The organism is Streptomyces sp. NPDC107454 (genome assembly GCF_055582885.1).
In genome coordinates, this window is sequence record NZ_JBVJPA010000006.1 from 419699 (window position 1) to 443222 (window position 23524).

A 23524-nucleotide genomic window follows, 5' to 3' on the forward strand; every position below is an offset into this window, starting at 1 on the left:
ATGCGTCTACGTACGACTTCGGTGATGGCCGGTGCGGCCGCGCTGCTGACGCTGACCGGTTGCGGCGCCGTCGACATGACCAAGCAGGCCTCGCCCTTCGCGAACGCGCGGGGCTCGAGGAGCCTGACCCTCTCCGTCCAGTCCTGGGTGGGCGCGCAGGCCAACGTGGCCGTCGCGCGGTACCTGCTGGAGCACGAGCTCGGCTATCGCGTCGACACCGTCCAGGTCGACGAGGTCCCCGCGTGGGACGCGCTCAGCCAGGGCCGGGTCGACGCCATCCTGGAGGACTGGGGCCACCCCGACCAGGAGAAGCGGTACGTCGAGGACAAGAAGACGATCGCCCCCGGCGGGGACCTGGGCGTCACCGGGCACATCGGCTGGTACGTCCCGACGTACTTCGCCGAGCAGCACCCCGACGTGACCGACTGGAAGAACCTCGACAAGTACGCCGACCAGCTGCGCACCGCGGAGAGCGGCGGCAAGGGCCAGCTCATGGACGGCTCACCGTCCTACGTCACCAACGACAAGGCCCTGGTGGCCAACCTGAAGCTGAACTACCAGGTGGTGTTCGCCGGTTCGGAGGCCGCGCAGATCACCCAGATGAAGCAGTTCGCCAAGGAGAAGAAGCCCTTCCTCACCTACTGGTACTCGCCCCAGTGGCTCTTCAAGAAGATCCCGATGACGGAGGTGAAGCTGCCGCCGTACAAGGAGGGCTGCGACGCCGACGCGGCCAAGGTCGCCTGCGCCTACCCGCACACACCGCTCCAGAAGTACCTGAACGCCGACTTCGCGAAGAGCGGCGGCAAGGCGGCCGCCTTCCTGAAGAAGTTCAAGTGGACCACCGAGGACCAGAACGAGGTCTCCCTGATGATCGCGAACGACAAGATGTCGCCGCAGGACGCGGCGAAGAAGTGGGTCGACAGCCACGCGTCGACATGGCGTACGTGGCTGTCGTGACCCCGGCCGACCCCGCCCACGGTGCGTGTCCCCCCGGTGGGATCCGACGGCGAAGCCCTCCGTCAGGACGGCCACCGCCTCCGTCAGCGCCGGCGCCGCGCTCCGTCACTGGTGCCGGCCCGCCTCGTAGTGGCCCGGGACCATACGCGTGCTCACGCCGAACCGGTTCCACGCGTTGATCACCGTGATCGCGGCGATCAGCTGCGCCAGCTCGGCCTCCTCGAAGTGCTGTGCCGCCTTCTCGTACACCTCGTCCGGTACGAATCCGTCGGTGAGGACGGTGACGGCCTCGGTCAGCTCGATCGCCGCGAGCTCCTTTGCCGTGTAGAAGTGCTTCGACTCCTCCCACGCGCTGAGCTGGACGATCCGCTGCACGCTCTCCCCGGCGGCCAGCGCGTCCTTGGTGTGCATGTCGAGGCAGAACGCGCAGTGGTTGAGCTGCGAGGCACGGATCTTCACCAGCTCACGCAGCTTCGGCTCCAGCCCCTGCTGCGCGGCCGTCTCCAGCCGGAGCATGGCCTTGTAGACCTCGGGGGCGTGCTTGGCCCAGTGCAGGCGGGGGCTGTGCTCGGGGGCGTACTCGGCGGTGGCGCCGGTCGTCTCGTCGGTGGTGTCGTTCGTCGTCATACTCTCGACCCTACGAGCGAAGCAGCCCAGGAGTATGGTCCATTTACATGGCAAAATCCTGGGCCACTTTCGGGGTCGACCTCCACGTCGAGCCGACCGGACCCGGTGTCCGCAGAGGTCTGACGGAAGCCCTCCGTGCGGCGGTCCGCAGTGGCCGCCTCGCGCCCGGCACCCGGCTGCCCTCCTCCCGCTCCCTCGCCGCCGACCTGGGCATCGCCCGCAACACGGTCGCGGAGGCGTACGCGGACCTGGTCGCGGAGGGCTGGCTCACCGCCCGCCAGGGCTCGGGCACGAGCGTCGCCCGCCGCCCGGTGCCGGCCCCTGCCACCACCTCCGCACCCGGCCGTCCGGCCCACGCCCGCCCGGCGTACGACCTGGTCCCCGGCTCCCCCGACCTGTCCTCCTTCCCCCGCGCGGCCTGGCTGAAGGCCGCGCGCCGCGCCCTGACCGTCGCCCCGCACGAGGCCCTCGACTACGGCGACCCGCGCGGCCGGGTGGAACTGCGCACCGCCCTGGCCGGCTATCTGGCCCGCGCCCGGGGCGTCCGCACGGACCCGGAGCACATCGTCATCTGCTCCGGCTTCGTGCACGGCCTGATGCTGCTCGGCCAGGTGCTGCGCGGACGGGGCCTGGACTCGCTGGCCGTGGAGTCGTACGGGCTCGACGTCCACTGGCTGCTGCTGGAGCGGGCCGGGCTGCGGACGGTGCCGCTCGGATTCGACGAACTCGGCACGCGTACGGAGGAGTTGGCGGCCGGCCCGCAGGGCGGGAGCGCGCTGGGAGGCGTACGGGCGGTGCTGATGACGCCCGCCCACCAGTTCCCGATGGGCCTGCCGCTGCACCCCGACCGGCGGGCGCAGGTGGTGGACTGGGCGCGACGCGGCGGCGGTCTGATCGTGGAGGACGACTACGACGGGGAGTTCCGCTACGACCGTCAGCCGGTCGGCGCCCTCCAGGGCCTCGACCCCGACCACGTGGTCCATGTGGGCACGGCCAGCAAGTCCCTGGCCCCCGGTCTGCGGCTGGGCTGGCTGGTGCTGCCGCCGTCGCTCGCCCCGGAGGTGGTCGCGGCGAAGGGCGGGGCGGACTGGTCGTGCGGGGTGCTGGACCAGCTCACCCTGGCGGAGTTCATCACGTCGGGCGCCTACGACCGCCACGTCCGCGCGTCCCGGCTGCGCTACCGGCGCCGCCGGGACGCCCTGGTGGCGCGGCTCGCCGAACAGGCTCCCGGGGTCCGGGCCACGGGCATCGCGGCGGGCCTGCACGTGGTGCTGCGCCTGCCGCCCGGCACCGAGCAGGAGACGCTGCGGGCGGCGGCCTGGCAGGGGCTCGCGCTGCACGGGCTCGACCGCTACCGCCACCCGCAGGCGCCCGCCGGGCGGACCGACGCGCTGGTGGTGGGGTACGGGACACCGCCGGACCACGGGTGGTCGGGGGCGCTGGACGCATTGTGCGCGGCACTGACTTTCCACGGAACTTTCCACGGAAATTTCAACGGTACTTTCCATGACGAGGGGGATGACGGCCCTTTTCATGGAATAGAGTCGCCTCATGACCAATAGTGAAGCCCTGTCCCGTGTGGCCCTCAAGAAGATTACCCCCGAGGTGTCCGGTGCCATGGCCGCCCTGCACGGCGCCGCCGTTTCCGCGGCCCAGGACGCCAAGGTCGAACCAGAACTCCTGGAGCTGATCCGGATTCGCGCCTCGCAGCTCAACGGCTGCGCGTTCTGCCTCGACATGCACACCAAGGACGCCCGTGCCGGGGGCGAGACCGAGCAGCGGATCTACGCCCTGAACGCCTGGCGGGAGACCCCGTTCTTCACCGAACGGGAGCGTGCCGCACTGGCGTTGGCCGAGGCCGTGACGCTGGTCCACGACGGACACGTGCCGGACGCGGTCTACGCCGCGGCGGCGGAGGTCTTCGACGAGGCCCAGATCGCGGCGCTGATCTGGGTGGCCACGGTCATCAACGCGTACAACCGGACCGCGATTGCGACCCGTATGGTGCCGGGTGCCTATCAGCCGGCCCAGAAGAAAAGCTGAATTCGGGAATGAGGGCATGAGAGGGAGCGCCGGGGCGAATTCAATTCGTCCCGGCGCTGCTTTTCTGCCATCGGTCCGTCTTCGGCTTTCGCGCCGTCTTCGGCTTTTGTGCAAGGAATTCAGTCGGCAGGCAGCGGTTCCATGATGTCGTCCAGCCACTGCCGCCATTCCGGGGCGCGCACGGCCGGCGCCGGGTTCATCGGCCGTGCCGTCCAGGCGGTCACCGGCCGGATCCCGTGCAGCGCGTTCACGAGCCACACCTCACGGCCGTCGAGCTCGGCCACGGTCCGTTCGCGGTGGGCGACACGGATCCCGGACCGGTGGGCCCGCTCCTGGATGAGGCCGGCGGTCACTCCGGCCAGGACGGGCAGCTGCGGCGAGGGCAGGCACAGGGTGTCGTCCTCCCACCACAGCACACTGGCCGTGGCCGTCTCCAGCACCACACCGGAGGACGCGATCAGCACCGCCTCTTCCGCGCCTTCCCCGGCGGCCCGCCGCCTCACCCGGGCCAGGGTGTCCAGGTCGGGCCCCTTGCGACGGGGGACGGTCCGTGGATCGCTCTGCCCCGCCGCCCAGACCCGCACGCCCGTGCCGAGCGGCGGCGCGTGCCGCAGCAGCAGCCGCAACTCCATGGAGCCCGAGGCGAGTTCGACCCGGGGGAACCACTCCCCGGTGCGCGGCAGCGCGGCGGTCATGTCCCGCCAGAACGCGACGAGCCGGTCCAGCGGCGGGCCGCCGCAGTCGCCGCAGGCCCGCAGGAAGCGTTCCCGGTGCCGGTCGAAGCCGCGCATCCGGCCGTCGCGCAGCAGCCACGAGTCCGCGACGAGCAGCCGGCCGCCCGGCGACGTACCGGGGGCCGGACCGGAGGTCAGCCCACGGCCTGGCGCCCACGTCAACAGCTCCTCCGCGATGGCCGGTTGTGTCACTGCGTACCCCTCTCGGTCTCAGTACTTGCGGCCCGCGACAGCGGGCGAGCCGTTCCGTGGCCCGTACGGCGCGTGCTCCAGCCAGGAACCGCACCACGGCAGCACGGGCGCGAGCGCCGCAGCCGCCCGCTGTTTGACCCGGACGATCCGGCGATGCGGGCGCAGATGGTCCAGCGCGCTGCCGGCGGCCGCGCTGTTGAACAGGGCCGCGGCCCGCCGGACCTCGGCGAAGTCGGCGACCGCGGCGGCCGTCCCGTCGGCGATAGCCCGCGCGGCGGCCGCCGCGTCCGCGATCCCGCTGTTCATCCCGCGCGCGCCGAACGGCGGGAACAGATGGGCGGCCTCGCCGACGAGCAGCACCCGCCGGTGCGGGTCACTGAACGAGGCGGCGACCTTGCGCAGGAAACGGTACGTCGACACCCACAGGATCCGTTCGGCGTACCCGTCGCCCACCACCGCGGGCAGCCATTCCCGTACGGCCTCCTCGGTCCCGTACGCCTCCTGCGTGTCGTCGTCCCGGCACTGCAGGTCGACCTGGAAGCCCCCGGTGAACGGCACCCGCATCACACTGCGGCCGCCCACCCCCGGGTGCTCGTAGTGGAAGACCCGCTCCAACGGCAGCTCGGCGCCCGGCAGGTCGGCGACGTCCACGACGACATGGAAGCCGTCCGCGCGCGTCCCCTCCATCGGGATGCCCAGCTCGCCCCGGACCGCCGAGCGTGCCCCGTCGGCGGCGACGGCGTGCGTGCCGGTCCAGACGCGGCCGTCCTCGCCGGTGAGCACGACCTCCGTCGGTGCGACGCGCACCCCCGTCACCCGCGCCCCCCACGCGAACTCCACTCCGGCCGCCTCGCACGCGGCGCGCAGGAAACGCTCGGTGTCCACCTGACGCAGGCTGGTGAAGGGCGGGAGGCCGGGCGTGGACGGTGGCGGGAAGGTGCGGGCGTACACCTCGCGGCCCCGGTACAGGGTCCGTCTGGTGTGCCAGGTGCGCCCGTACGCCGTGATCTCGGCGGCCAGTCCCGGGCGCATCCCGTCGAGCAGCCGCAGGGTCTCCCGGTGCACGAACAGGGCGCGGCTGCCCGGGCGTTCGCGCTCCTCGGGGTCCGCCTCCAGGAGCACGACCGGCAGCCCGTGCGCCCGCAGCGCGAGCGCCGCCGACAGCCCGACGGGCCCGGCACCCACCACGAGGACCGGATGGCCGGGCGCGCCGCTCACGCGCGTACGCCCTCGGTCAGCATGCGGGTGAGCTCCACCCGCTTCACCTTCCAGGTCGCGGTCATCGGCAGCTCCTCGAAGCGCCACTGCCGGGGCTCGGCCAGGGGCGGCAGACCGGCCGTGGCCTCCCGCCAGCGCGCCGGGTCCAGCGGCTGTTCGCCGCGCACGCACACCACCGGCACCGGTTCGCGGTCCGCGCCGGGCACGATGACCACCTCACGCAGCTCCTCGAGGCGGTCCATCAGGGCGTCCTCGACCTCCAGATTGCTGTGCACCGAGTCGATCTGATCGATCTCACGGTCGATCAGATGGAGTCCGCCCAGCCGGTCCTGGTACCCCATGTCGCCCATCTGCCACCAGCCGCCGTCGTCGAGCTGGCGCTGGTACTGCTCCCGGGCGCCGAGATAGGTGAGGATCCGCCCTCGGGTGCGGGCCTCGATGCGGCCGGGCGTGCCGGGCCTGGCCCGCCCGCCGGAGTCGTCCGTGACCCGGACCCGGGTGAAGCCGGGAATCCCGATCCCGACCCGGCGCCCGTCCGCGCGGCCGGCGCTGCGCCGGGTGAACCACTGGAAGGCCACCGGACCCGTCTCGCTCTGCCCGTACAGCTGGATCAGCCAGGGCGCGCGCCGCTTCGAGGCGTCCAGCAGCCGCCGTACGGTGCGCGGATGGATCGCGTCGAACGTGGAGCCGTACGAGCGGACCCGGGACAGCGGCGCTCCGGGCGCGTCGGCCAACTCCTCCCACAGCACGAAGGTGTTGGGGTGGGTCTCGACGATGCCGGGGCGGTGCCGGGTCAGCAGCGGTCCCACCGTGGCGGGGTCCGGGTCGGTGATGAGCACCAGCGGGCTGCCGAAGTGCAGCAGGACGCCGAGCAGATGGTAGAAGCGCGAGTGTACGAACGACATGTGCAGCGCGGCGGTCTCGCCGCGGGTGGGCCAGCCCATCGCCTTCTGCGGGACGAGCCGGTTCCACATGGTGTTCGCGCAGTGCACGGCGAGCTTGGGCAGGCCGGTGGTGCCCGAGCTGTGGGTGATCAGGGCGGGCTCGCGCGGATGCAGCCGGACGGGAGAGGGAGTCTCTGCCCCGGCGTACTTCTCCAGGGGTTCGGCCCCGGGCGCGTCGTCCACGGAGAGCGTCCGTCGTACGAGCGCGGAGAGGCCGACGTCCGCCAGCGGGCCTTCCAGCTTGGCCCTGTCGGTGATCAGCCACGGTTTGTGGAGCCGTTCGAGAAGCCGGCCCACCACCGGGCCTGCGAGCGCGGGCGACAGGAGCACGGGAACGGCCCCGATACGGGAGACGGCGCAGGTCAGCAGGACGATGTCGACGTTGTCCGTCTTGTGGACGACCACCTCCTCCGAGGGCCGGACCCCGGCCTCCCACAGCCGTCCGGAGAGCTCCTCGACCACCTCGGCCAGGACCGGATAACTGAGGTCGACCCCGAGGCCGGGACGGACGTCGAGCGGCCGGTCCAGGGTGACGAAGACGGCTCCGTGGCGGTCCGCCGCGTGCCGGAACATCGGGCCCAGGTAGAAACCGCGGTCGGCGAGCAGGGGCTGCTGCTGTCGCATGTGCCCGTTCCCTTCTGTCCTGTGGTCTGTGGCTGTGGTCTGCGGTCGTGGTGTGTGGTCGGGGCCGGTGATCCGTGGTCGCGGTGCCGCGGTGGTCACCAGGCGCCCTGGCGGACTAGGTGGCGGCGGAGTTTCCCGGTCGAGGTGCGGGGCAGCGACGGGACGAAGCTGATGGCTCTGGGGACCTTGAACGCGGCGAGGTGCTCGCGCGCCAGGCCCACGAGTTCCGCCTCGAGACCGGACGGCCCGGACAGTCCGGAGAGACCGGGCGGCAGGGGCGAGACGGGGACGACGAAGGCCCGCAGCCGGCTGAAACCGCGCCAGTCGGTCATGGCCGCGACCGCGACCTCCTTCACCGCCGGGTGGGCCCGCAGCACGGCCTCCACCTCCAGCGGGGAGATGGTGATCCCGCCGACCATCTCCAGGTCGTCGGTGCGTCCCAGGTGCCGGTAGCTGCCGTCGGGCTCCCGGCGCGCCCGGTCGTGGGTGGCCAGCCAGCCGCCGACCAGGGTGCGTGCCGTCTCCTCGGGCCGGTTCAGATAGCCGGGCGTCAGCGTCGGCCCGCGCACCCAGAGTTCGCCCTCCGCGCCGTCCTCCACCGGCACACCGGCGCCGTCGCGCAGCTCCACCTCGAAGCCGGGGACCGGGCGGCCGACCGTGCCCGGGTGGTTGTGCTCGAAGCTGTTGGCGCAGAACGCGTGACCGGCCTCGGTGGAGCCGAGCTGCTCCAGGACCGGCGCGCGCAGCAGATCGGCGACCTGCTTCTCGAGCCCCTCGGGCAGGCCCTCCCCGGCCGACACGGCGGCCCGTACGGAGGCGAAGCAGGTCGCGTGGCCGTTGCCCCGGTCGGCGACGAGGGCGGCGTACGCGGAGGGAACGGAGTAGAGCAGGGTGACCCGGTGCCGGGCGACCAGCTCGTCCACGGCGGCCGGGTTCGGACGCCGGTCCACCAGGACGGCGGAGGAGCCGGAGAAGAGCGGGAAGACGAAGGCGTTGCCGAAGCCGTACGCGAAGTACAGCTTCGACACCGACAGGGTGACGTCGTCCGGGGTGATCCGCAGCAGCCGCCGGCCGATGAGGTCGTGGTACGTCTTCGGGTCGCCGTGGCAGTGCACGACACCCTTGGGCCGGCCGGTGGTGCCGGAGGTGTACTGGACGTAGAGCGGGGTGTGCGCGTCGACCGGGTGCGCGGCGGCCGGCTCGGCGTCGGCGCTGAGCGCCATCAGCTGATCGGCGCCGAGGCGCACTCGGTCGGTGAAGCGGTCCTCCAGGCCCGGTCCGGTCACGCAGAGCACGGCCTTGGTGTCCTCGGCCATGAACGCGTGCTCGGCCGGGGGCAGTTCGGGGTTGACCAGGACCGCGACGGCGCCCAGCCGGGCGGTGGCGAGGAAGGCCGCCACCCAGGCGATGCCGTCGGGCAGCGCGAGCAGCACCCGGTCGCCCGCGCCCACGCCGTGCCCGGAGAGCACTCCGGCCGCGCGGCCCGCGAGCTCGTGCACCTCGCCGTGCGTCCAGGCCCGGTGGCCCTGGTGGAAGGCGATCCGCTCGCCCCAGCCGCGCCGCTCGGCGAGCGCGGCGAGATGGGTGGCGAGGTTGCCGGGGGCGTCGGCGTCGGCGTGGGTGGCGGCCGCCGGCTGCGGAGTCGGCGTGGACGTGGGGATCGTCACCGGGCGGGCTCCTCTACGGCGGCTCGGCGGGGGGTGTCCGCCCGACGGGCGCTCCCCCCTGCCGTGGTGGATTCCTGGTGTTCCCGCAGGGCCCGCATCTGTGCCGCCGTCTTCAGCAGCATCTCGTCGTACTCCGCGGCCGGATCGGAGTCGAGGACGATCGCGCCGCCCGCGCCCAGGTGCGTCAGCCCGTCCGCGAGTACGGCGGTACGGATGACGATGCTGAGGTCGGCGCCGCCGCTGCACCCCAGGTAGCCGAGGGCCCCGGAGTACACCCCGCGCGCCTCGGTCTCCAGCGTGTCGATGATCTCCATGGTGCGCAGCTTCGGCGCGCCGGTCATCGAGCCGCCGGGGAAGCAGGCGCGGACGCAGTCCACCGCGTCCGTCTCCGCGCGCAGCCGGCCCTCGACGGTGGAGACGAGCTGGTGGACGGTGGCGTAGGTCTCGGTGGCCATGAGCCGGGAGACGCGTACCGTCCCGGTCCGGCAGACCCGGCCCAGGTCGTTGCGGAGCAGGTCGACGATCATCAGGTTCTCGGCGCGGGTCTTGGCGTCGGCGGCGAGCGCGTCCCGCAGGCGGGTGTCCTCCTGCGGGGTGTCGCCCCGGGGCGCGGTGCCCTTGATGGGCCGGGCCTCGGCGACGCCGCCGCGGGTGATCCGCAGGAAACGCTCGGGGGAGGCGCTCGCCACGTCGAGGTCGCCGAACCGCAGGAAGGCCGCGTACGGCGCGGGGTTGACGCGGCGCAGCACCCGGTAGAAGTCGTACGCGTCGGGCGGCGCGGGCAGCCGGGCGGCGTTGGTCAGACAGATCTCGTAGCTGGTGCCCGCGCGGAGTTCGCGCACGCAGGCCTCGATGTCCGCGAGGTAGGTGGCCCGGTCGCGGACGAGCCACGGTTCGGCGGCGCCGAGGTCCGGCTCGGCCGACACGGGGGCGGGCGGTAAAGGCTGCGGGTCGGGGCCGACGAAGGTGAGCTGGGCGAGCGCGCCGTCGAGCCAGTCGGTGGCCTCCCGGGTGGCCTGGGGGGTGTCCTCGGCCACACAGACGGCGTAGGTGAAGCCCTCCTGGTGGTCCACCGCGATCAGCCGGTCGGCGAACAGCCAGCAGGCGTCGGGGGTTTCGGCCCGGTGGCGGTTGGGGGAGCCGCAGTCGGCCTTGGTCTCGTACCCGAAGTAGCCGACGTATCCGCCGGTGAAGTCGAAGGGCAGCCCGGTGGCGTCCACGTGACGGTTCGCCAACTGCCGCTTGAGGTAGTCGAAGACGCTCGCCCGGACCTTGCGCGGCGGCCGGCCGGCCCGCTCGATCTCGCAGCGGCCGGTCGTGACGTCGTACCGGACGAACTCCGACAGCGGCCCGGAGCCGTCACCGAAGAACGAGAACCGTGACTGTCCTTCCTCGACGCGCGCGCTGTCCAGCCAGAACGCCCGCGGAGAGGCGGCGTACATGCGGGTGAAGGCGGCCTCCGCGTCGACGGCGGTGGCGATGCGGCGGGTGTGCAGCCGGTGGGCGGGGCGGACGGTCCGCGTGGGGCGGGAGGGCGCGGCGGGGGCGGGGATGGCCGCCGCGGACGGGGTGACCGCGGTGTTCTTCGTACGGGTCTTGCGGGCGCGTTGCGCCGTGAGGTTGCGGAAGTTCACGAGCATTCGGTGGCCGTACTCGCTCAGGACGGACTCCGGGTGGAACTGCACCCCCCACAGCGGCCGGGTGCGGTGCCGCAGCCCCATCAGGACGCCGTCCTCGGACCAGGCCGTGGCTTCCAGGGTCTCGGGCAGCGGCTCGCGCACGGACAGCGAGTGGTAGCGGACCGCGGTGAAGTGCTGCGGCAGCCCCTGGAACAGGTCCAGCTCGTCGTGCCGGATCCTCGACAGATGCCCGTGCCGGGGCTCCGGGGCGGGCAGCACCCGGCCCCGCTCCCCGAGCGCGATGCCCTGGTGACCCAGACAGACACCGAGCACCGGGATCGTGGACTCCGCGAGCACTCTGGCGCTGATCCCGAAGTCACGGGATTCGGCCGGGTGTCCCGGGCCGGGCGACACCACCACATTGTCGAATTCCGAGAGATCCGGAGTTCTTCCGGCTGTTCCGTCGACGGCGGCGTCGTTGAGGATCACCACCGGCTCCTCGCCGTTGACCTCGGCGATCAGCTGGAACAGGTTGTACGTGTACGAGTCGTAATTGTCGATGAGCAGGGTCTTCACCCGCCCACCTCCCTTTGATCGTTCTCGGGCCTACGCGGTCCGTCTTTTGTGGCGTCCGCGGAGCGCCTGGAGCGGTGGGTACAGCCATTTCTTGAAGAATCGCTGGAGGCGCGGCATGAGAATCCAGGTGACGAGGGCCGTCACACACAGACACAGCAGCAGCGTTCGGATGAGCGGATTGAGACCGCCGAGATACGGAATCACGAGCAGATTGAATAAGAGCACTGGTGGGAAAACCGCGCTCATATTGATGAACCAAAGCTTCCATTTTGCGGGTGGGGGCGGTGCGGACGGCGGTTTCGGGGCGCCGGTCTGGGCGTCGAACCAGCTCTTGGAGCCCCGGACGCTCCGCCGGCCCGTCTCCCGGGCGAACGGGTCCGCCCGGGTGGCCCACTGCGCCCGGATGGTCGAGTCTTCCCAGGCCAGGGCCGATCCCTCGCTGTCGAAGCGGTAGACCACATGCCACTCCGCCTCTCCGTCGGCAAGTACACCACCCCCCAGGAAGCCCGGTTCGCGCGAGCTCGCCCGCAGCACGGCCCACCCCCAGGAGTGGAAGTCGGTCTCGCGGCCCGGGATCACGTGATACGCCACGGTGACGGTTACGGGATTCCTGGTCACGCCATCGAATACGGAAAGCGCATACAGCGCGTTCAAATCTTCAACGAAGTTTCTTGAGTGTCCGGATCGTGACTGTTTGTTTACCTTTCGGTTATCTTGACATCTTCTGTCGATCGATACTCCTGGTAACTCTCCCGTAATTTCAGAAAGTGCTTGCGGGGTCCCGTGATAAAGCTGCACGATCGCCATCCATCGCCGCTGTGGCCCCCATCCGGCATCAAGGAGGAGATCCCATGTCCAGGTACGACTGGAATATGAACAACGAGGGAATCGAGCAGGCGCGTTCCGTGATCGAACCCGCTCGGAAGGAGGTCACCACCCACCCGATTTACCAGCGGATAAACAGTCGGGAGGACATGGCGACGTTCATGACGCACCATGTGTTCGCGGTATGGGACTTCATGTCGCTCCTGAAGTCCCTCCAGCGGGAACTGACCTGCGTCGACGTCCCCTGGGTGCCGCGCGGCACGGAGGTGAGCCGACGCCTGATCAACGACATCGTCCTGGTCGAGGAGAGCGACGAACTGAACGGCGGTTTCACCAGCCACTTCGAGCTGTACCGCGCGGGCATGACCGAGGCGGACGCCGACACGACCAGGATCGACACCTTCCTCGCCCTGATCACCGAGGGCCACGACGTGCCCTCGGCGCTCCGCGTCGCCCAAGTCCCCGCACCCGCCGCGGAGTTCGTCCGCACCACCTTCGAGATCATCTCGGACCGGCCGCTGCACTGCCGGGCGGCCGCGTTCGCCTTCTCCCGGGAGGACCTCATCCCCGACATGTTCGACCAGGTCATCAAGAAGGAGGGCACCGACCGGTTCCCGCTCTTCTGCGACTACCTGGCCCGACATATCGAGGTCGACGGCGAGGAACACACCCCCATGGCCATGCAGATGGTGGCCGACCTCTGCGGCACGGACGACACACGCTGGCAGGAGGCGGTCGAAACGGCGACGCTGGCCCTCGAGGCGAGGGTCCGGCTGTGGGACGGGATCGTGGAGGCGATGGCCTGAGGCCCCGGCCAACGGTCGTGCCCCCGACCGGGGGCGGGGGCACAGGTGGCGGGAACGGCACCGGAACTCGGTGAAGCGCCGAGTCGGCGCCCCGTAAGCCAGTCCGTCAAGTCGTGGACCACGCGCCCCGTCGCCCCGTCACCCCTCCACCACTGGCTCCTCCACCGGCGCCTCCCCGAACCGGGCCAGTGCCAACGCGCCCGCCACCGCCACCGCGAACCCCAGCACCGCCAGCCAGGCCAGGCCCTCGCGGGTGCGGTCGCCCAGCCAGATCACGCCCACCAGGGCCGGTCCGATGGTCTCGCCGATGACCAGACCGGCCGTGGCCGTCGTCACCGAGCCGCGCTGGAGCGCCGAGGTCAGCAGGATGAACGCGGCGCCTCCGCCGATGAGCAGCGCGTACGTCGCCGGGTTGGTCAGCAGCGTGGCGGGCGCGAGATCGTCGATCAGCCGTACCGAGACCTCGACGACCCCGAACCCGAACCCGGCCCCGAGGCCGAGGACCAGCGCCCGGCCCCGCCCGGACATCCGCCCGCCCACCAGACCGAGCAGCAGTACGACGACCGCGGTCCCCAGCATCCAGTACTTCAGCGTCATGGACCCGGCCTCGCTGCCCTCCGTCCCGGACGCCAGCCCGAGCATCGCCAGCCCCGCGCACACCACCCCCACCGCGGCCCACTCCACCCCGCTCAGCCGCACATGCAGCAGCCGCGCGGCGACCACCGCCGTCACCGCGAGGCTCGCCGCCAGCGCCGCCCCGACCGCGTAGATGGGGATGGAGCGAAGCGCCGCGATCTGCAACAGGAAGCCGAGCCCGTCCAGCGCGAGGCCCGCGAGATACCGCCACTGCCGCAGCGCCCGCAGCAGCAGAGCCGCGTCCCCGCCCGAGCCGCCGCTGTCGGCCGCCGCCCGCGCGGCGATCGCCTGCAACACCGTCGCCGTACCGAAGCAGACCGCCGCACCGAGTGCGCACACCATTCCAAAGAGCACGAAGTGACTGTAGGGGACGCCGAATCGCAGGGGTCCCCCGCCTGCCTTGTGCAAAGCACCTCTAATCTGATCGCCTGCGCCAGGCAAAGCGCGCGCACTGTCCTGACAAACGGGGGATCGAAGATGGCGGACACACGACGGCAACTGCGCTCGGGCACGGTCGTGCTCGGCGGCATGGGACTCCTGGCGGCGGCCCTCACCGCCTGCTCCTCGGAGCCGGACAAGCGCTGTGTCGACCGCGACAGCTACACCTCGCTCAAGGGCTACAAGGTCATCGCGGACAAGAACTGCAAGACCACCAAGTCCGTCAAGACCTCCAAGACCTCCAAGACCGAGACCACCAAGACCTCGGTCAGCAGCGGCTGGTACTACGGCGGCAAGAAGAAGGGCGGCTGGGTCGACGGCGGCTCCTTCACCAAGGCGAGCAAGGGATCCGGCAGCAGCACCAGCGGCGGCAGCCACCACTCCGTCGACCGCGGCGGCTTCGGCAGCGGCAAGGGCAGCTCCGGCGGCTGAGCGACGCGACACCACGTCACCGCACCCGTAGGCCGCGCGCCCAGCACCGATCGGACCCGTACGCCATGGAACGCCGCACCATCGAGCCCCGCGCCGGCTGGCAGCAGACCGTCGAGCAACAGGGCCTCATCTACCCCCTGACCCGCTACCCGGACGACTCCCTGCGCCCCTACTGGGACGAGAGCGCGTACTACGCCTTCTCGCTCCCGGAGGTGGAGGCGCTGGAGGAGGTCGTCGAGGAACTGCACCGCATGTGCCTGGCGGCGGCCGAGCACATCGTCACGGAGAACCGTTTCGCCGACCTCGGCATCACCGACCCGCGCGTCGTGCGTGCCGTCGCCGAGGCCTGGCGGCGCCGTGGCGAACTCCCGTCCGTCTACGGCCGTTTCGACCTGCGCTACGACGGCACGGGCCCCGCCAGGATGCTGGAGTACAACGCGGACACCCCGACGTCCCTGGTCGAGGCGGCGAGCCCCCAGTGGTTCTGGATGGAGGACCGTTTCCCCGGCGCCGACCAGTGGAACTCCCTGCACGAACGCCTCGTCGCCGCCTGGAAGAAGCAGGCCGCCCTCCTCCCGCCGGGCAGGCCCCTCTACTTCGCGCACTCCGCCGCCGACGAACTCGGCGAGGACCTCATGACCGTCGCGTACCTGAAGGAGACGGCGGAGCAGGCGGGCCTCGACACCGACTGGATCTCGGTGGAGGAGATCGGCTGGGACCCCCTCTCCGGCCGCTTCGTCGACAACCAGCTCCGTTTCATCCGCAGCTGCTTCAAGCTCTACCCCTGGGAGTGGCTCACCACCGACCGCTTCGCCGACCACGTCCTGGACACCCTCGACAACGGCGGCGGTACGGGCACGACCCTGTGGATCGAGCCCGCCTGGAAGATGCTCCTCAGCAACAAGGCCCTCCTCGCCGTGCTCTGGGAGCTGTACCCGGGCCACCCCAACCTCCTCCCCGCCCACCTCGACGGACCCCGGGAGCTGGCCACCACCCAGGGATACGTCGCCAAGCCGCTCCTCGGCCGCGAGGGCGCCGGGGTGACGGTGCACGCGCCGGGCGCCGCCCCCGTCGTACGCGAGGACGAGCCCTGCTGCTACCAGGAACTGGCCCCCCTTCCCTCCTTCGACGGCAACCATGTCGTCCTCGGCGCCTGGGTCGTGGACGGCGAGTCGGCGGGGCTCGGCATCCGCGAATCGTCCGGGCTGGTCACGGACGAGTACGCCCGCTTCCTGCCCCACGTGATCCTCTAGGCGGCTCCGGCGGAGCGCTCAGGCACCCAGCACCGCACGCAGCTGAGCCAGCCCCCAGTCCAGGTCCTCCTTGCTGATGACCAGCGGCGGGGCGATCCGGACCGTGACCCCGTGGGTGTCCTTGACCAGGACACCCCGGTCCATCAGCCGCTCGGAGATCTCGCGTCCCGTGCCGTACTCGGGGGCGATGTCGACGCCCGCCCACAGCCCCCGCCCGCGCACCGCCGTGACATGCCCCGAGCCCGTCAGCAGCCCCAGCTCCCGGTGCAGATGGTCACCCAGTTCCGCGGCGCGCCGCTGGAACTCGCCCGACCGCAGCATCGCGATCACCTCGAGCGCCACCGCGCAGGCCAGCGGGTTCCCGCCGAACGTCGACCCGTGCTCACCGGGCCGGAACACCCCGAGCACCTCCCTGCTCGACACCACCGCCGACACCGGTACGACCCCGCCCCCGAGCGCCTTGCCCAGGACGTACATGTCCGGCACCACGCCCTCGTGCTCGCACGCGAAGGTGCGGCCCGTGCGACCAAGACCGGACTGGATCTCGTCCGCGACGAAGAGGACGTTCCGTTCGCGCGTCAGGTCCCGCACCCCGGCGAGGTAGCCGGGCGGCGGCACCAGCACGCCCGCCTCGCCCTGGATCGGCTCCAGCAGCACCGCGACCGTCTCCTCGGTGACCGCCGCCCGCAGCGCGGCCAGGTCCCCGTACGGCACGATGTCGAAGCCCGGCGTGAACGGCCCGAAGTCCGTCCGTGCCTCCGCGTCCGTGGAGAAGCTGATGAGCGTCGTCGTACGGCCGTGGAAGTTGTCGCTCGCCACGACGATCCTCGCCCGGCCGTCGGGGACGCCCTTGACGCGGTACCCCCACTTCCTGGCCGTCTTCACGGCGGTCTCCACCGCCTCCGCGCCCGTGTTCATCGGCAGCACCATCTCCATGCCGCACAGCTGCGCGAGCTGCGCGCAGAAGTCGGCGAACCGGTCGTGGTGGAAGGCCCGCGAGGTCAGCGTCACCCGCTCCAGCTGCGCCTTCGCCGCGTCGAGCAGCCGCCGGTTGCCGTGGCCGAAGTTCAGCGCCGAGTAGCCGGCCAGCAGGTCGAGGAAACGGCGCCCCTCGACGTCCGTCATCCAGGCCCCGTCCGCCGTCGCCACGACGACCGGCAGCGGGTGGTAGTTGTGCGCGCCGTGCGCGTCGGCCGAGGCGATGAGTCGTTCGGTGGTGGTCACGGGATCTCCGTTTCCTGCAGCGCGGGGACCGCTGCCGCACGGGGGGGCGGGCTCGTGGCTCCCTTCCTATCGTCGCTCGCACGGTGGACGCGGCGGGACACTCTGCGGCTACCGCCGCGTGGCCGGTGATCCGGCGCGCCCGGTAGGCTGGCCGACGGGGCCGTGACTGGCGCGCTGGGATGGGATCGACCATCGGGGAGCGGTCCCGTGAACTGTGTGCCGTGCGCCTGGGCCGACCCGTGAACGCTGAACGCCACGTCCGGAGGCCGTCAATGCCCGAGCCCCTTTCCACCGAGTCCACCGCCTTCCGCAGCGCCCTCGACGTGATCCGGGCCGTGGAGCCCCGCGTCGCCGACGCCATCGGCCAGGAAATCGCCGACCAGCGCGACATGCTCAAGCTGATCGCGTCGGAGAACTACGCCTCCCCGGCCACCCTGCTGGCCATGGGCAACTGGTTCAGCGACAAGTACGCCGAGGGCACCGTCGGCCGCCGCTTCTACGCCGGCTGCCGCAACGTCGACACCGTCGAGGCCCTCGCCGCCGAGCACGCCCGCGAGCTCTTCGGCGCCGAGCACGCCTACGCCCAGCCGCACTCCGGCATCGACGCCAACCTGGTCGCCTTCTGGGCCGTCCTCGCCGCCCGCGTCGAGGCCCCGGCCCTCGCGAAGGCCGGCGTCCGCAACGTCAACGACCTCTCCGAGGCCGACTGGGCCGAGCTGCGCCAGGCCTTCGGCAACCAGCGCATGCTCGGCATGTCCCTGGACGCGGGCGGCCACCTCACCCACGGCTTCCGCCCGAACATCTCAGGAAAGATGTTCGACCAGCGTTCCTACGGCACCGACCCGGCCACCGGCCTCATCGACTACGAGGCGCTGCGGACGTCGGCCCGTGAGTTCAAGCCGCTGATCATCGTCGCCGGCTACTCCGCCTACCCCCGTCTGGTGAACTTCCGGATCATGCGGGAGATCGCCGACGAGGTCGGCGCGACCCTGATGGTCGACATGGCGCACTTCGCCGGTCTGGTCGCGGGCAAGGTCCTCACCGGGGACTTCGACCCCGTCCCGCACGCCCAGATCGTCACCACCACCACGCACAAGTCGCTGCGCGGCCCGCGCGGCGGCATGGTCCTGTGCGACGAGAGCCTCGCCGAGCAGGTCGACCGCGGCTGCCCGATGGTCCTCGGCGGCCCCCTCCCGCACGTCATGGCCGCCAAGGCCGTCGCGCTCGCCGAGGCTCGCCGCCCCGAGTTCCGCGACTACGCCCAGGCCGTCGTCGACAACGCCCGCGCCCTCGCCGAGGGCCTGATGCGGCGCGGCGCCACCCTGGTCACCGGCGGCACGGACAACCACCTCAACCTGATCGACGTCGCCTCCTCCTACGGCCTCACCGGCCGTCAGGCCGAGTCCGCGCTGCTCGACTCGGGCATCGTCACCAACCGCAACGCCATCCCCGCCGACCCGAACGGCGCCTGGTACACCTCCGGCATCCGTATCGGCACGCCCGCGCTGACCACCCGTGGTCTGGGCACCACCGAGATGGACGAGATCGCCGGTCTCATCGACCGCGTCCTCACCGCCGCCGAGCCCGGCACCACGGCCAAGGGCGCCCCGTCCAAGGCCCAGCACGTCCTGGACCCGAAGATCTCCGACGAGATCTCCCACCGCGCCACCGACCTGCTGGCCCCGTTCCCGCTCTACCCGGAGATCGACCTCGGCTGACCCACCTCCTGGTTCAGAGGTCGATCAGCTCCTGTCGTGGTTCCCGCGGCGGTCCGGCGCCCTCGCGCCGGGCCGCCGCGCGGCGTGCCAGGAGGGTGCCGCCGGCCCCGAGGAGCAGACCCGCTCCCAGCCCGGGCAGCACCCATCGCGCACGCTCCCCGACACCCCGTTGCGAGGCCGGTGCGCCCGCGGCGTCCTCGATGAGCCTCCCGCGCCCCACCATCCGCTCGAACACCGAGCGCGACGCGCGGTGCCAGCGGATGTCGTCGTCCACCACGTCGGGCGAGGGGTCCGTGCGTACCCAGGGTGTGCCGTCCGCGGCCAGGAACAGCTGGTCCTGGCGCCCCATGGCGACATCGCCCCCCGGCGCGCTGTCGGTCTGCGGCCAGCCCCCGACCCCGCTCAGCCCCCACAGCACGGTGGCCCGTACCGGCGGGAAGCCGCCCGCCGTCCACGCGTCCGGCACCCGCTCCGTCCCCATGTAGGTGGGAGTCAGCAGGTCCCACAGCCGCGTGAAGTCCCGCTCCCCGGAGTGCAGCGCGGTCGTGCGCCCCGTGCCGCCCTCGATGACCACGGCCATGTCCGGCCCTCTGTGCCCCGCGGCCGGTGCGAGAGCTCCCGCCGGGTGCGCCGCCGGCACGGCGAGCACCACACCCGTGAACACCGCGATCCCCGCTCCCACCCGTCTGCCTCGGCCCGCCATGCGTGTCCCCCGTCCGCCCCCAGCACGTGCCTCGAGTATCCGCCCGGGTCCTCTCTCCGGGGAGAGCTCTGTTCCCACCTGTTCCCGAGCTCCCGGGTGCACCTGAGAGAATGGTGAACATGGCCTCTGAACGTCCCCGCGTGCTCTCCGGAATCCAGCCCACAGCAGGCTCGTTCCACCTCGGCAACTACCTCGGCGCCGTCCGCCAGTGGGTGGCCCTGCAGGAGTCCCACGACGCCTTCTACATGGTCGTCGACCTGCACGCGATCACCGTTCCGCAGGACCCGGCGGATCTGCGCGCGAACACCCGGCTCGCCACCGCGCAGCTGCTCGCCGCCGGTCTCGACGCGGACCGCTGCACGCTGTTCGTGCAGAGCCATGTCCCCGAGCACGCCCAGCTCGCCTGGATCATGAACTGCCTCACCGGCTTCGGCGAGGCCTCCCGCATGACCCAGTTCAAGGACAAGTCCGCCCGGCAGGGTTCGGACCGCGCGTCCGTCGGCCTGTTCACGTACCCGATCCTCCAGGTCGCCGACATCCTGCTCTACCAGGCCAACGAGGTCCCGGTCGGGGAGGACCAGCGCCAGCACGTCGAGCTCACCCGCGACCTCGCCGAGCGCTTCAACGGCCGTTTCGGCGAGACCTTCACGATCCCGAAGCCGTACATCCTCAAGGAGACGGCGAAGATCTACGACCTCCAGGACCCGTCGATCAAGATGAGCAAGTCGGCGTCCACGCCGAAGGGCCTCATCAACCTGCTCGACGAGCCGAAGACCACCGCCAAGAAGGTCAAGAGCGCGGTCACCGACACGGACACCGTCATCAGGTATGACAGCGAGCACAAACCGGGTATCAGCAATCTGCTGACCATCTACTCGACCCTCACCGGTACCGGTATCACGGAACTGGAGGAGAACTACGCGGGCAAGGGCTACGGTGCGCTCAAGACGGACCTCGCCGAGGTCATGGTCGACTTCGTGACCCCGTTCCGGGAGCGCACCCAGCAGTACCTGGACGACCCGGAGACGCTCGACTCGATCCTGGCCAAGGGAGCCGAGAAGGCGCGCGCCGTCGCCGCGGAGACGCTCGCGCAGGCGTACGACCGGGTGGGCTTCCTGCCCGCCAAGCACTGAGGCGTACGACCGCACACACGTACCACTGGGCGGAGCGCTGCACATCACTACGGCTGCGCCTGCCCACAACTCGGCCGTGGCCTTACAGTCGAAGCCGGACGGCTGAGTACGAACCAGACAACGCGCCCGGCGACGCGAAGGACAACGCAACCGGTGACGCGACCGACGACCACCGGACACGACGACAGGAGACGACGTGGGGACCGTAACGATCGGCGTGTCGATCGCGGTCCCGGAGCCTTACGGCAGCCTGCTCCAGGAGCGGCGCGCGGGCTTCGGCGACCCCGCGGCTTGTGGCATCCCCACGCACGTCACCCTGCTGCCGCCGACGGAGGTCCACGCCGCCGACCTGCCGGCCGTCGAGGCGCACCTGACCGAGGTCGCCGTGGCCGGCCGGCCCTTCCCGATGCGGCTGTCGGGCACCGGCACCTTCCGGCCCCTGTCGCCGGTGGTGTTCGTGAAGGTCGTCCAGGGCGCCGAGGCCTGCGCCTGGCTCCAGCAGCGGGTCCGTGACGCCTCCGGTCCCGTGGCGCGCGAACTGCAGTTCCCGTACCACCCGCACGTCACGGTGGCGCACGGCATCGACGACGCGGCGATGGACCGCGCGTTCCATGAACTCGCAGACTACGACGCCGAGTGGCCCTGCACGGGGTTCGCGCTCTACGAACAGGGCTCCGACAGTGTGTGGCGCAAGCTCCGGGAGTTCGCCTTCGGCGGATCCGTGGTGCCACCGCAGGCGGGCCACGCGGACGTGGAGCGGGGGACCATCGCCAGCCGCTGAGCGGGGCCTGCGGCGCGGCAGCGCCCCGAAGGGGCGCGGGGAACTGCGCGACCAGCCACGATGGCGCCGCAGACGGTCGACGGCACATCCCGGCACTTCCGGCGGAGCGCTCAGCCGCCGTAGAGCTAGATCGGCAGGCGGCGGAACAGCGCTCGCGGTACGTGCCGCAGCGCCGCCATCACCACGCGCAGCACCCCCGGCACCCACACCGTCTCCGAGCGCCGTCGCAGCCCCACCTCGACGGCCGTCGCGACCGCCTCCGGCGTGGTGGCCATGGGCCCTTCCGCGCGCCCCGCGGTCATCTTCGTACGGACGAACCCCGGGCGTACGACCATCACGTGGACGCCGGTGCCGTGCAGCGCGTCGCCCAGACCCTGGGCGAAGGCGTCCAGGCCCGCCTTGCTCGACCCGTAGATGAAGTTGGAGCGGCGGGCGCGCTCGCCCGCGACCGAGGAGAGCACCACCAGGGAGCCGTGCCCCTGCGTCTGGAGGGCCCGCGCGCACACCAGCAGGGCCGACACCGCGCCCGTGTAGTTGGTCTGCGCGATCCGGGCGGCGGCCACCGGCTCCCGCTCGTCCCGGGCCTGGTCGCCGAGGACCCCGAAGGCGAGCAGCACCATGTCGAGATCGCCCTCGGCGAAGACCTTGCCGAGGACCGTCTCGTGGGACTCGGGGTCGAGCGCGTCGAAGGCGAGGGTACGGACGTCCGCGCCCAGTGCGCGCAAGTGCTCGGCGTCCCGCTCCAGGGCCGGCGAGTGCCGTCCGGCGAGCCACACCGTGCGGGTGCGCCGGGCGATCAGACGGCGCGCCGTGGCCAGCGCGATCTCGGACGTGCCGCCGAGGATCAGCAGGGACTGGGGGGCTCCGAAGGCGTCTTTCATGACAACTCCTAGAGGGGTGAGGAGGCGGGACGGTCGACCGGTTCTAGAGGTCGAGGCGGCGGGACAGGTCGGAGGTGAACACCCCGCGCGGGTCCAACTCGGCTCGAAGTTCCCGGAATTCGGTCAGTCGTGGATACATGCCGGCCAGCAGTTCCGGCCGCAGCCGCGCGTCCTTCGCCAGGTACACGCGTCCGCCCGCCCCGGCCACCTCCTCGTCCAGCTCGTCGAGGAAGGCGCCGAGGCCCGGCAGGTTCGCGGGGATGTCCAGGGCGAGGGTCCAGCCCGGCATCGGGAAGGAGAGCCAGCCCGGATCGCCCTCGCCGAAACGCTTCAGGACGGCGAGGAAGGACGGGCACCGGCGTTCGGCGATGCGCCGCACGATGCGCCGCAGGGCCTCCTCGCGCCCGTGTCCGACGACGAACTGGTACTGCACGAAGCCACCGCGCCCGTAGATCCGGTTCCAGTGCGGCACCCCGTCGAGCGGGTGGAAGAAGGCCGGGATCCGCTGGAGCTCACCGGCACGCGCGAGGGGTGCCTTCCGGTACCAGAGCTCGTTGAAGAGGCCCACCGTTGCGCGGCCGAGCAGTCCCTCCGGTACGAAGGCGGGCGCGGACGGGAACCGCGGCGGTCGGAACGCCAGTGGGCGCCGGCGCGCGCTTGGGGGGAGCGCGTCCAGGGGGGCGTGTTCCCCGCGGGTGAGCACCGAGCGTCCCGTCGAGCGGCCGCGCGCGAGCAGGTCGATCCAGGCGACCGAGTACCGGTAGCGGTGGTCCGTGGCGGTGAGACGGGCCATCAAGTCGTCCAGGTCCGCCGCGCGTTCGGTGTCGACGGACATCAGCGAGGTCTCGACGCGCTGGAGCCGGACGGTCGCCGTGAGGATCACCCCGGTCAGGCCCATGCCGCCGGCGGTGGCGTCGAAGAGGGGGGTGCCCCGGCCCACCGTGCGGATCGCGCCGTCCGCGGTCAGCAGTTCGAAGGAGAGGACATGGCGGGCGAACGCGCCGGACACGTGGTGGTTCTTGCCGTGGATGTCCGCGCCGATCGCGCCGCCGACGGTCACCTGGCGGGTCCCGGGCGTGACCGGTACGAACCAGCCGAGCGGGAGCAGGACTTCCATCAGCCGGTGCAGGCTCACGCCCGCGTCGCAGAGCACGGTCCCGCCGTCGACGTCGATCGCGTGGAGGCGGTCGAGGCCGGTCATGTCGAGCACGGCCCCGCCCGCGTTCTGCGCCGCGTCCCCGTACGCCCGTCCCAGGCCCCGGGCGATGCCCCCGCGGACCCCGCAGGCGCGGACGGCGGCCACCGCTTCCTCGTAGGTGCGCGGACGGACCACACGGGCGGTGGTCGGGGCGGTGCGGCCCCAGCCCGTGACGGAGACGGGTTCGGCCGGGCCGGAGACGGATCCGGCCGGGCCGGAGGCGGTGTCGGCAGGCATGACCGTGACCGTATCGGCGAAAAAGGTGCGTAAAGCCCTCACCTCTCCCGTCTTCACG

The 23524-nt window shown here is 71.6% G+C and carries 21 protein-coding genes and 1 riboswitch; of the genes, 9 read left to right on the forward strand and 12 right to left on the reverse strand.

The features are described 5' to 3' along the window. Entirely contained in the window at positions 1–957 is a 957-nt protein-coding gene (locus tag ACZ69M_RS17585; RefSeq protein WP_470050723.1) for an ABC transporter substrate-binding protein, read from the forward strand. A gap of 105 nt (positions 958–1062) precedes the next feature. Here the strand turns inward: ACZ69M_RS17585 and ACZ69M_RS17590 are convergent, their stop codons facing one another. Continuing rightward, entirely contained in the window at positions 1063–1584 is a 522-nt protein-coding gene (locus ACZ69M_RS17590) for a carboxymuconolactone decarboxylase family protein (protein WP_470050724.1), read from the reverse strand. A gap of 47 nt (positions 1585–1631) precedes the next feature. On the opposite strand from ACZ69M_RS17590, the gene pdxR reads away from it, so the two are divergent. Next, positions 1632–3146: a MocR-like pyridoxine biosynthesis transcription factor PdxR gene (gene pdxR, locus ACZ69M_RS17595; protein WP_470050726.1), complete on the forward strand. Its 1515-nt coding sequence runs from the start codon at positions 1632–1634 to the stop codon at positions 3144–3146. Further along, positions 3136–3627 carry a carboxymuconolactone decarboxylase family protein gene (locus ACZ69M_RS17600; protein WP_470050728.1) on the forward strand — a complete coding sequence of 164 codons (492 nt, stop codon included), beginning with the start codon at positions 3136–3138 and terminating at the stop codon, positions 3625–3627. Before pdxR ends, ACZ69M_RS17600 begins: the two co-directional genes overlap by 11 nt. A 119-nt stretch (positions 3628–3746) precedes the next feature. On the opposite strand, the gene ACZ69M_RS17605 is transcribed toward ACZ69M_RS17600, so the two are convergent. The 6 genes from ACZ69M_RS17605 to ACZ69M_RS17630 form a co-directional block, all read right to left on the reverse strand. Continuing rightward, on the reverse strand, positions 3747–4553 hold the full coding sequence (locus tag ACZ69M_RS17605) for an aminotransferase class IV (RefSeq protein WP_470050730.1): 807 nt from the start codon (positions 4551–4553) through the stop codon (positions 3747–3749). A gap of 18 nt (positions 4554–4571) precedes the next feature. Beyond that, the gene (locus tag ACZ69M_RS17610) at positions 4572–5771 is read right to left on the reverse strand and encodes an FAD-dependent monooxygenase (RefSeq protein WP_470050732.1); all 1200 of its coding nucleotides are present in this window, start codon (positions 5769–5771) and stop codon (positions 4572–4574) included. After that, a complete protein-coding gene (locus ACZ69M_RS17615) occupies positions 5768–7339 on the reverse strand; it encodes a class I adenylate-forming enzyme family protein (RefSeq protein ID WP_470050734.1) in 1572 nt (523 codons plus the stop codon). The genes ACZ69M_RS17610 and ACZ69M_RS17615 overlap by 4 nt, the downstream gene beginning before the upstream one ends. A 95-nt stretch (positions 7340–7434) precedes the next feature. After that, entirely contained in the window at positions 7435–9006 is a 1572-nt protein-coding gene (locus tag ACZ69M_RS17620) for an AMP-binding protein (RefSeq protein WP_470050736.1), read from the reverse strand. Beyond that, positions 9003–11201: an aminodeoxychorismate synthase component I gene (pabB, locus tag ACZ69M_RS17625; RefSeq protein ID WP_470050738.1), complete on the reverse strand. Its 2199-nt coding sequence runs from the start codon at positions 11199–11201 to the stop codon at positions 9003–9005. Before pabB ends, ACZ69M_RS17620 begins: the two co-directional genes overlap by 4 nt. A gap of 30 nt (positions 11202–11231) precedes the next feature. Next, on the reverse strand, positions 11232–11819 hold the full coding sequence (locus ACZ69M_RS17630; protein ID WP_470050968.1) for an antibiotic biosynthesis monooxygenase: 588 nt from the start codon (positions 11817–11819) through the stop codon (positions 11232–11234). 233 nt (positions 11820–12052) lie between these two features. On the opposite strand from ACZ69M_RS17630, the gene ACZ69M_RS17635 reads away from it, so the two are divergent. Then, positions 12053–12832, forward strand: coding sequence for a DUF3050 domain-containing protein (locus ACZ69M_RS17635; protein WP_470050739.1), 780 nt, complete (start codon positions 12053–12055; stop codon positions 12830–12832). Positions 12833–12970: 138 nt separating this feature from the next. Here ACZ69M_RS17635 and ACZ69M_RS17640 read toward each other — a convergent pair whose 3' ends face one another. Then, entirely contained in the window at positions 12971–13810 is an 840-nt protein-coding gene (locus tag ACZ69M_RS17640; protein WP_470050970.1) for a DMT family transporter, read from the reverse strand. Between the two features lie 135 nt (positions 13811–13945). Here ACZ69M_RS17640 and ACZ69M_RS17645 point away from each other — a divergent pair, with 135 nt between their 5' ends. Both ACZ69M_RS17645 and ACZ69M_RS17650 read left to right on the forward strand, forming a co-directional pair. Further along, positions 13946–14338: a hypothetical protein gene (locus ACZ69M_RS17645; protein WP_470050741.1), complete on the forward strand. Its 393-nt coding sequence runs from the start codon at positions 13946–13948 to the stop codon at positions 14336–14338. Positions 14339–14403: 65 nt separating this feature from the next. After that, positions 14404–15591: a glutathionylspermidine synthase family protein gene (locus ACZ69M_RS17650; protein ID WP_470050743.1), complete on the forward strand. Its 1188-nt coding sequence runs from the start codon at positions 14404–14406 to the stop codon at positions 15589–15591. An 18-nt stretch (positions 15592–15609) separates the two neighbouring features. Here the strand turns inward: ACZ69M_RS17650 and rocD are convergent, their stop codons facing one another. Continuing rightward, complete coding sequence (gene rocD, locus ACZ69M_RS17655) at positions 15610–16815, reverse strand: ornithine--oxo-acid transaminase (RefSeq protein WP_470050744.1); 1206 nt, start codon at positions 16813–16815, stop codon at positions 15610–15612. 152 nt (positions 16816–16967) lie between these two features. After that, positions 16968–17055: riboswitch (ZMP/ZTP riboswitch) on the forward strand. Between rocD and ACZ69M_RS17660 the strand changes: the two genes are divergently transcribed. Further along, entirely contained in the window at positions 17037–18533 is a 1497-nt protein-coding gene (locus ACZ69M_RS17660) for a glycine hydroxymethyltransferase (RefSeq protein WP_079089764.1), read from the forward strand. Its footprint overlaps the riboswitch before it by 19 nt. A 13-nt stretch (positions 18534–18546) precedes the next feature. Here ACZ69M_RS17660 and ACZ69M_RS17665 read toward each other — a convergent pair whose 3' ends face one another. Further along, entirely contained in the window at positions 18547–19236 is a 690-nt protein-coding gene (locus tag ACZ69M_RS17665) for a hypothetical protein (protein WP_470050746.1), read from the reverse strand. Between the two features lie 119 nt (positions 19237–19355). On the opposite strand from ACZ69M_RS17665, the gene trpS reads away from it, so the two are divergent. Both trpS and ACZ69M_RS17675 read left to right on the forward strand, forming a co-directional pair. Further along, positions 19356–20369 (forward strand): tryptophan--tRNA ligase, encoded by a 1014-nt coding sequence (gene trpS, locus ACZ69M_RS17670; protein ID WP_470050748.1) that lies wholly within the window; start codon positions 19356–19358, stop codon positions 20367–20369. A 196-nt stretch (positions 20370–20565) separates the two neighbouring features. Further along, positions 20566–21150, forward strand: a complete 585-nt coding sequence (locus ACZ69M_RS17675; RefSeq protein ID WP_470050750.1) for a 2'-5' RNA ligase family protein — start codon at positions 20566–20568, stop codon at positions 21148–21150. A 125-nt stretch (positions 21151–21275) separates the two neighbouring features. Here ACZ69M_RS17675 and ACZ69M_RS17680 read toward each other — a convergent pair whose 3' ends face one another. Both ACZ69M_RS17680 and ACZ69M_RS17685 read right to left on the reverse strand, forming a co-directional pair. Then, positions 21276–22031 carry a decaprenylphospho-beta-D-erythro-pentofuranosid-2-ulose 2-reductase gene (locus ACZ69M_RS17680; protein WP_470050752.1) on the reverse strand — a complete coding sequence of 252 codons (756 nt, stop codon included), beginning with the start codon at positions 22029–22031 and terminating at the stop codon, positions 21276–21278. Positions 22032–22074: 43 nt separating this feature from the next. Beyond that, complete coding sequence (locus ACZ69M_RS17685) at positions 22075–23466, reverse strand: FAD-binding protein (RefSeq protein ID WP_470050754.1); 1392 nt, start codon at positions 23464–23466, stop codon at positions 22075–22077. Between the last annotated feature and the right edge of the window lie 58 nt (positions 23467–23524).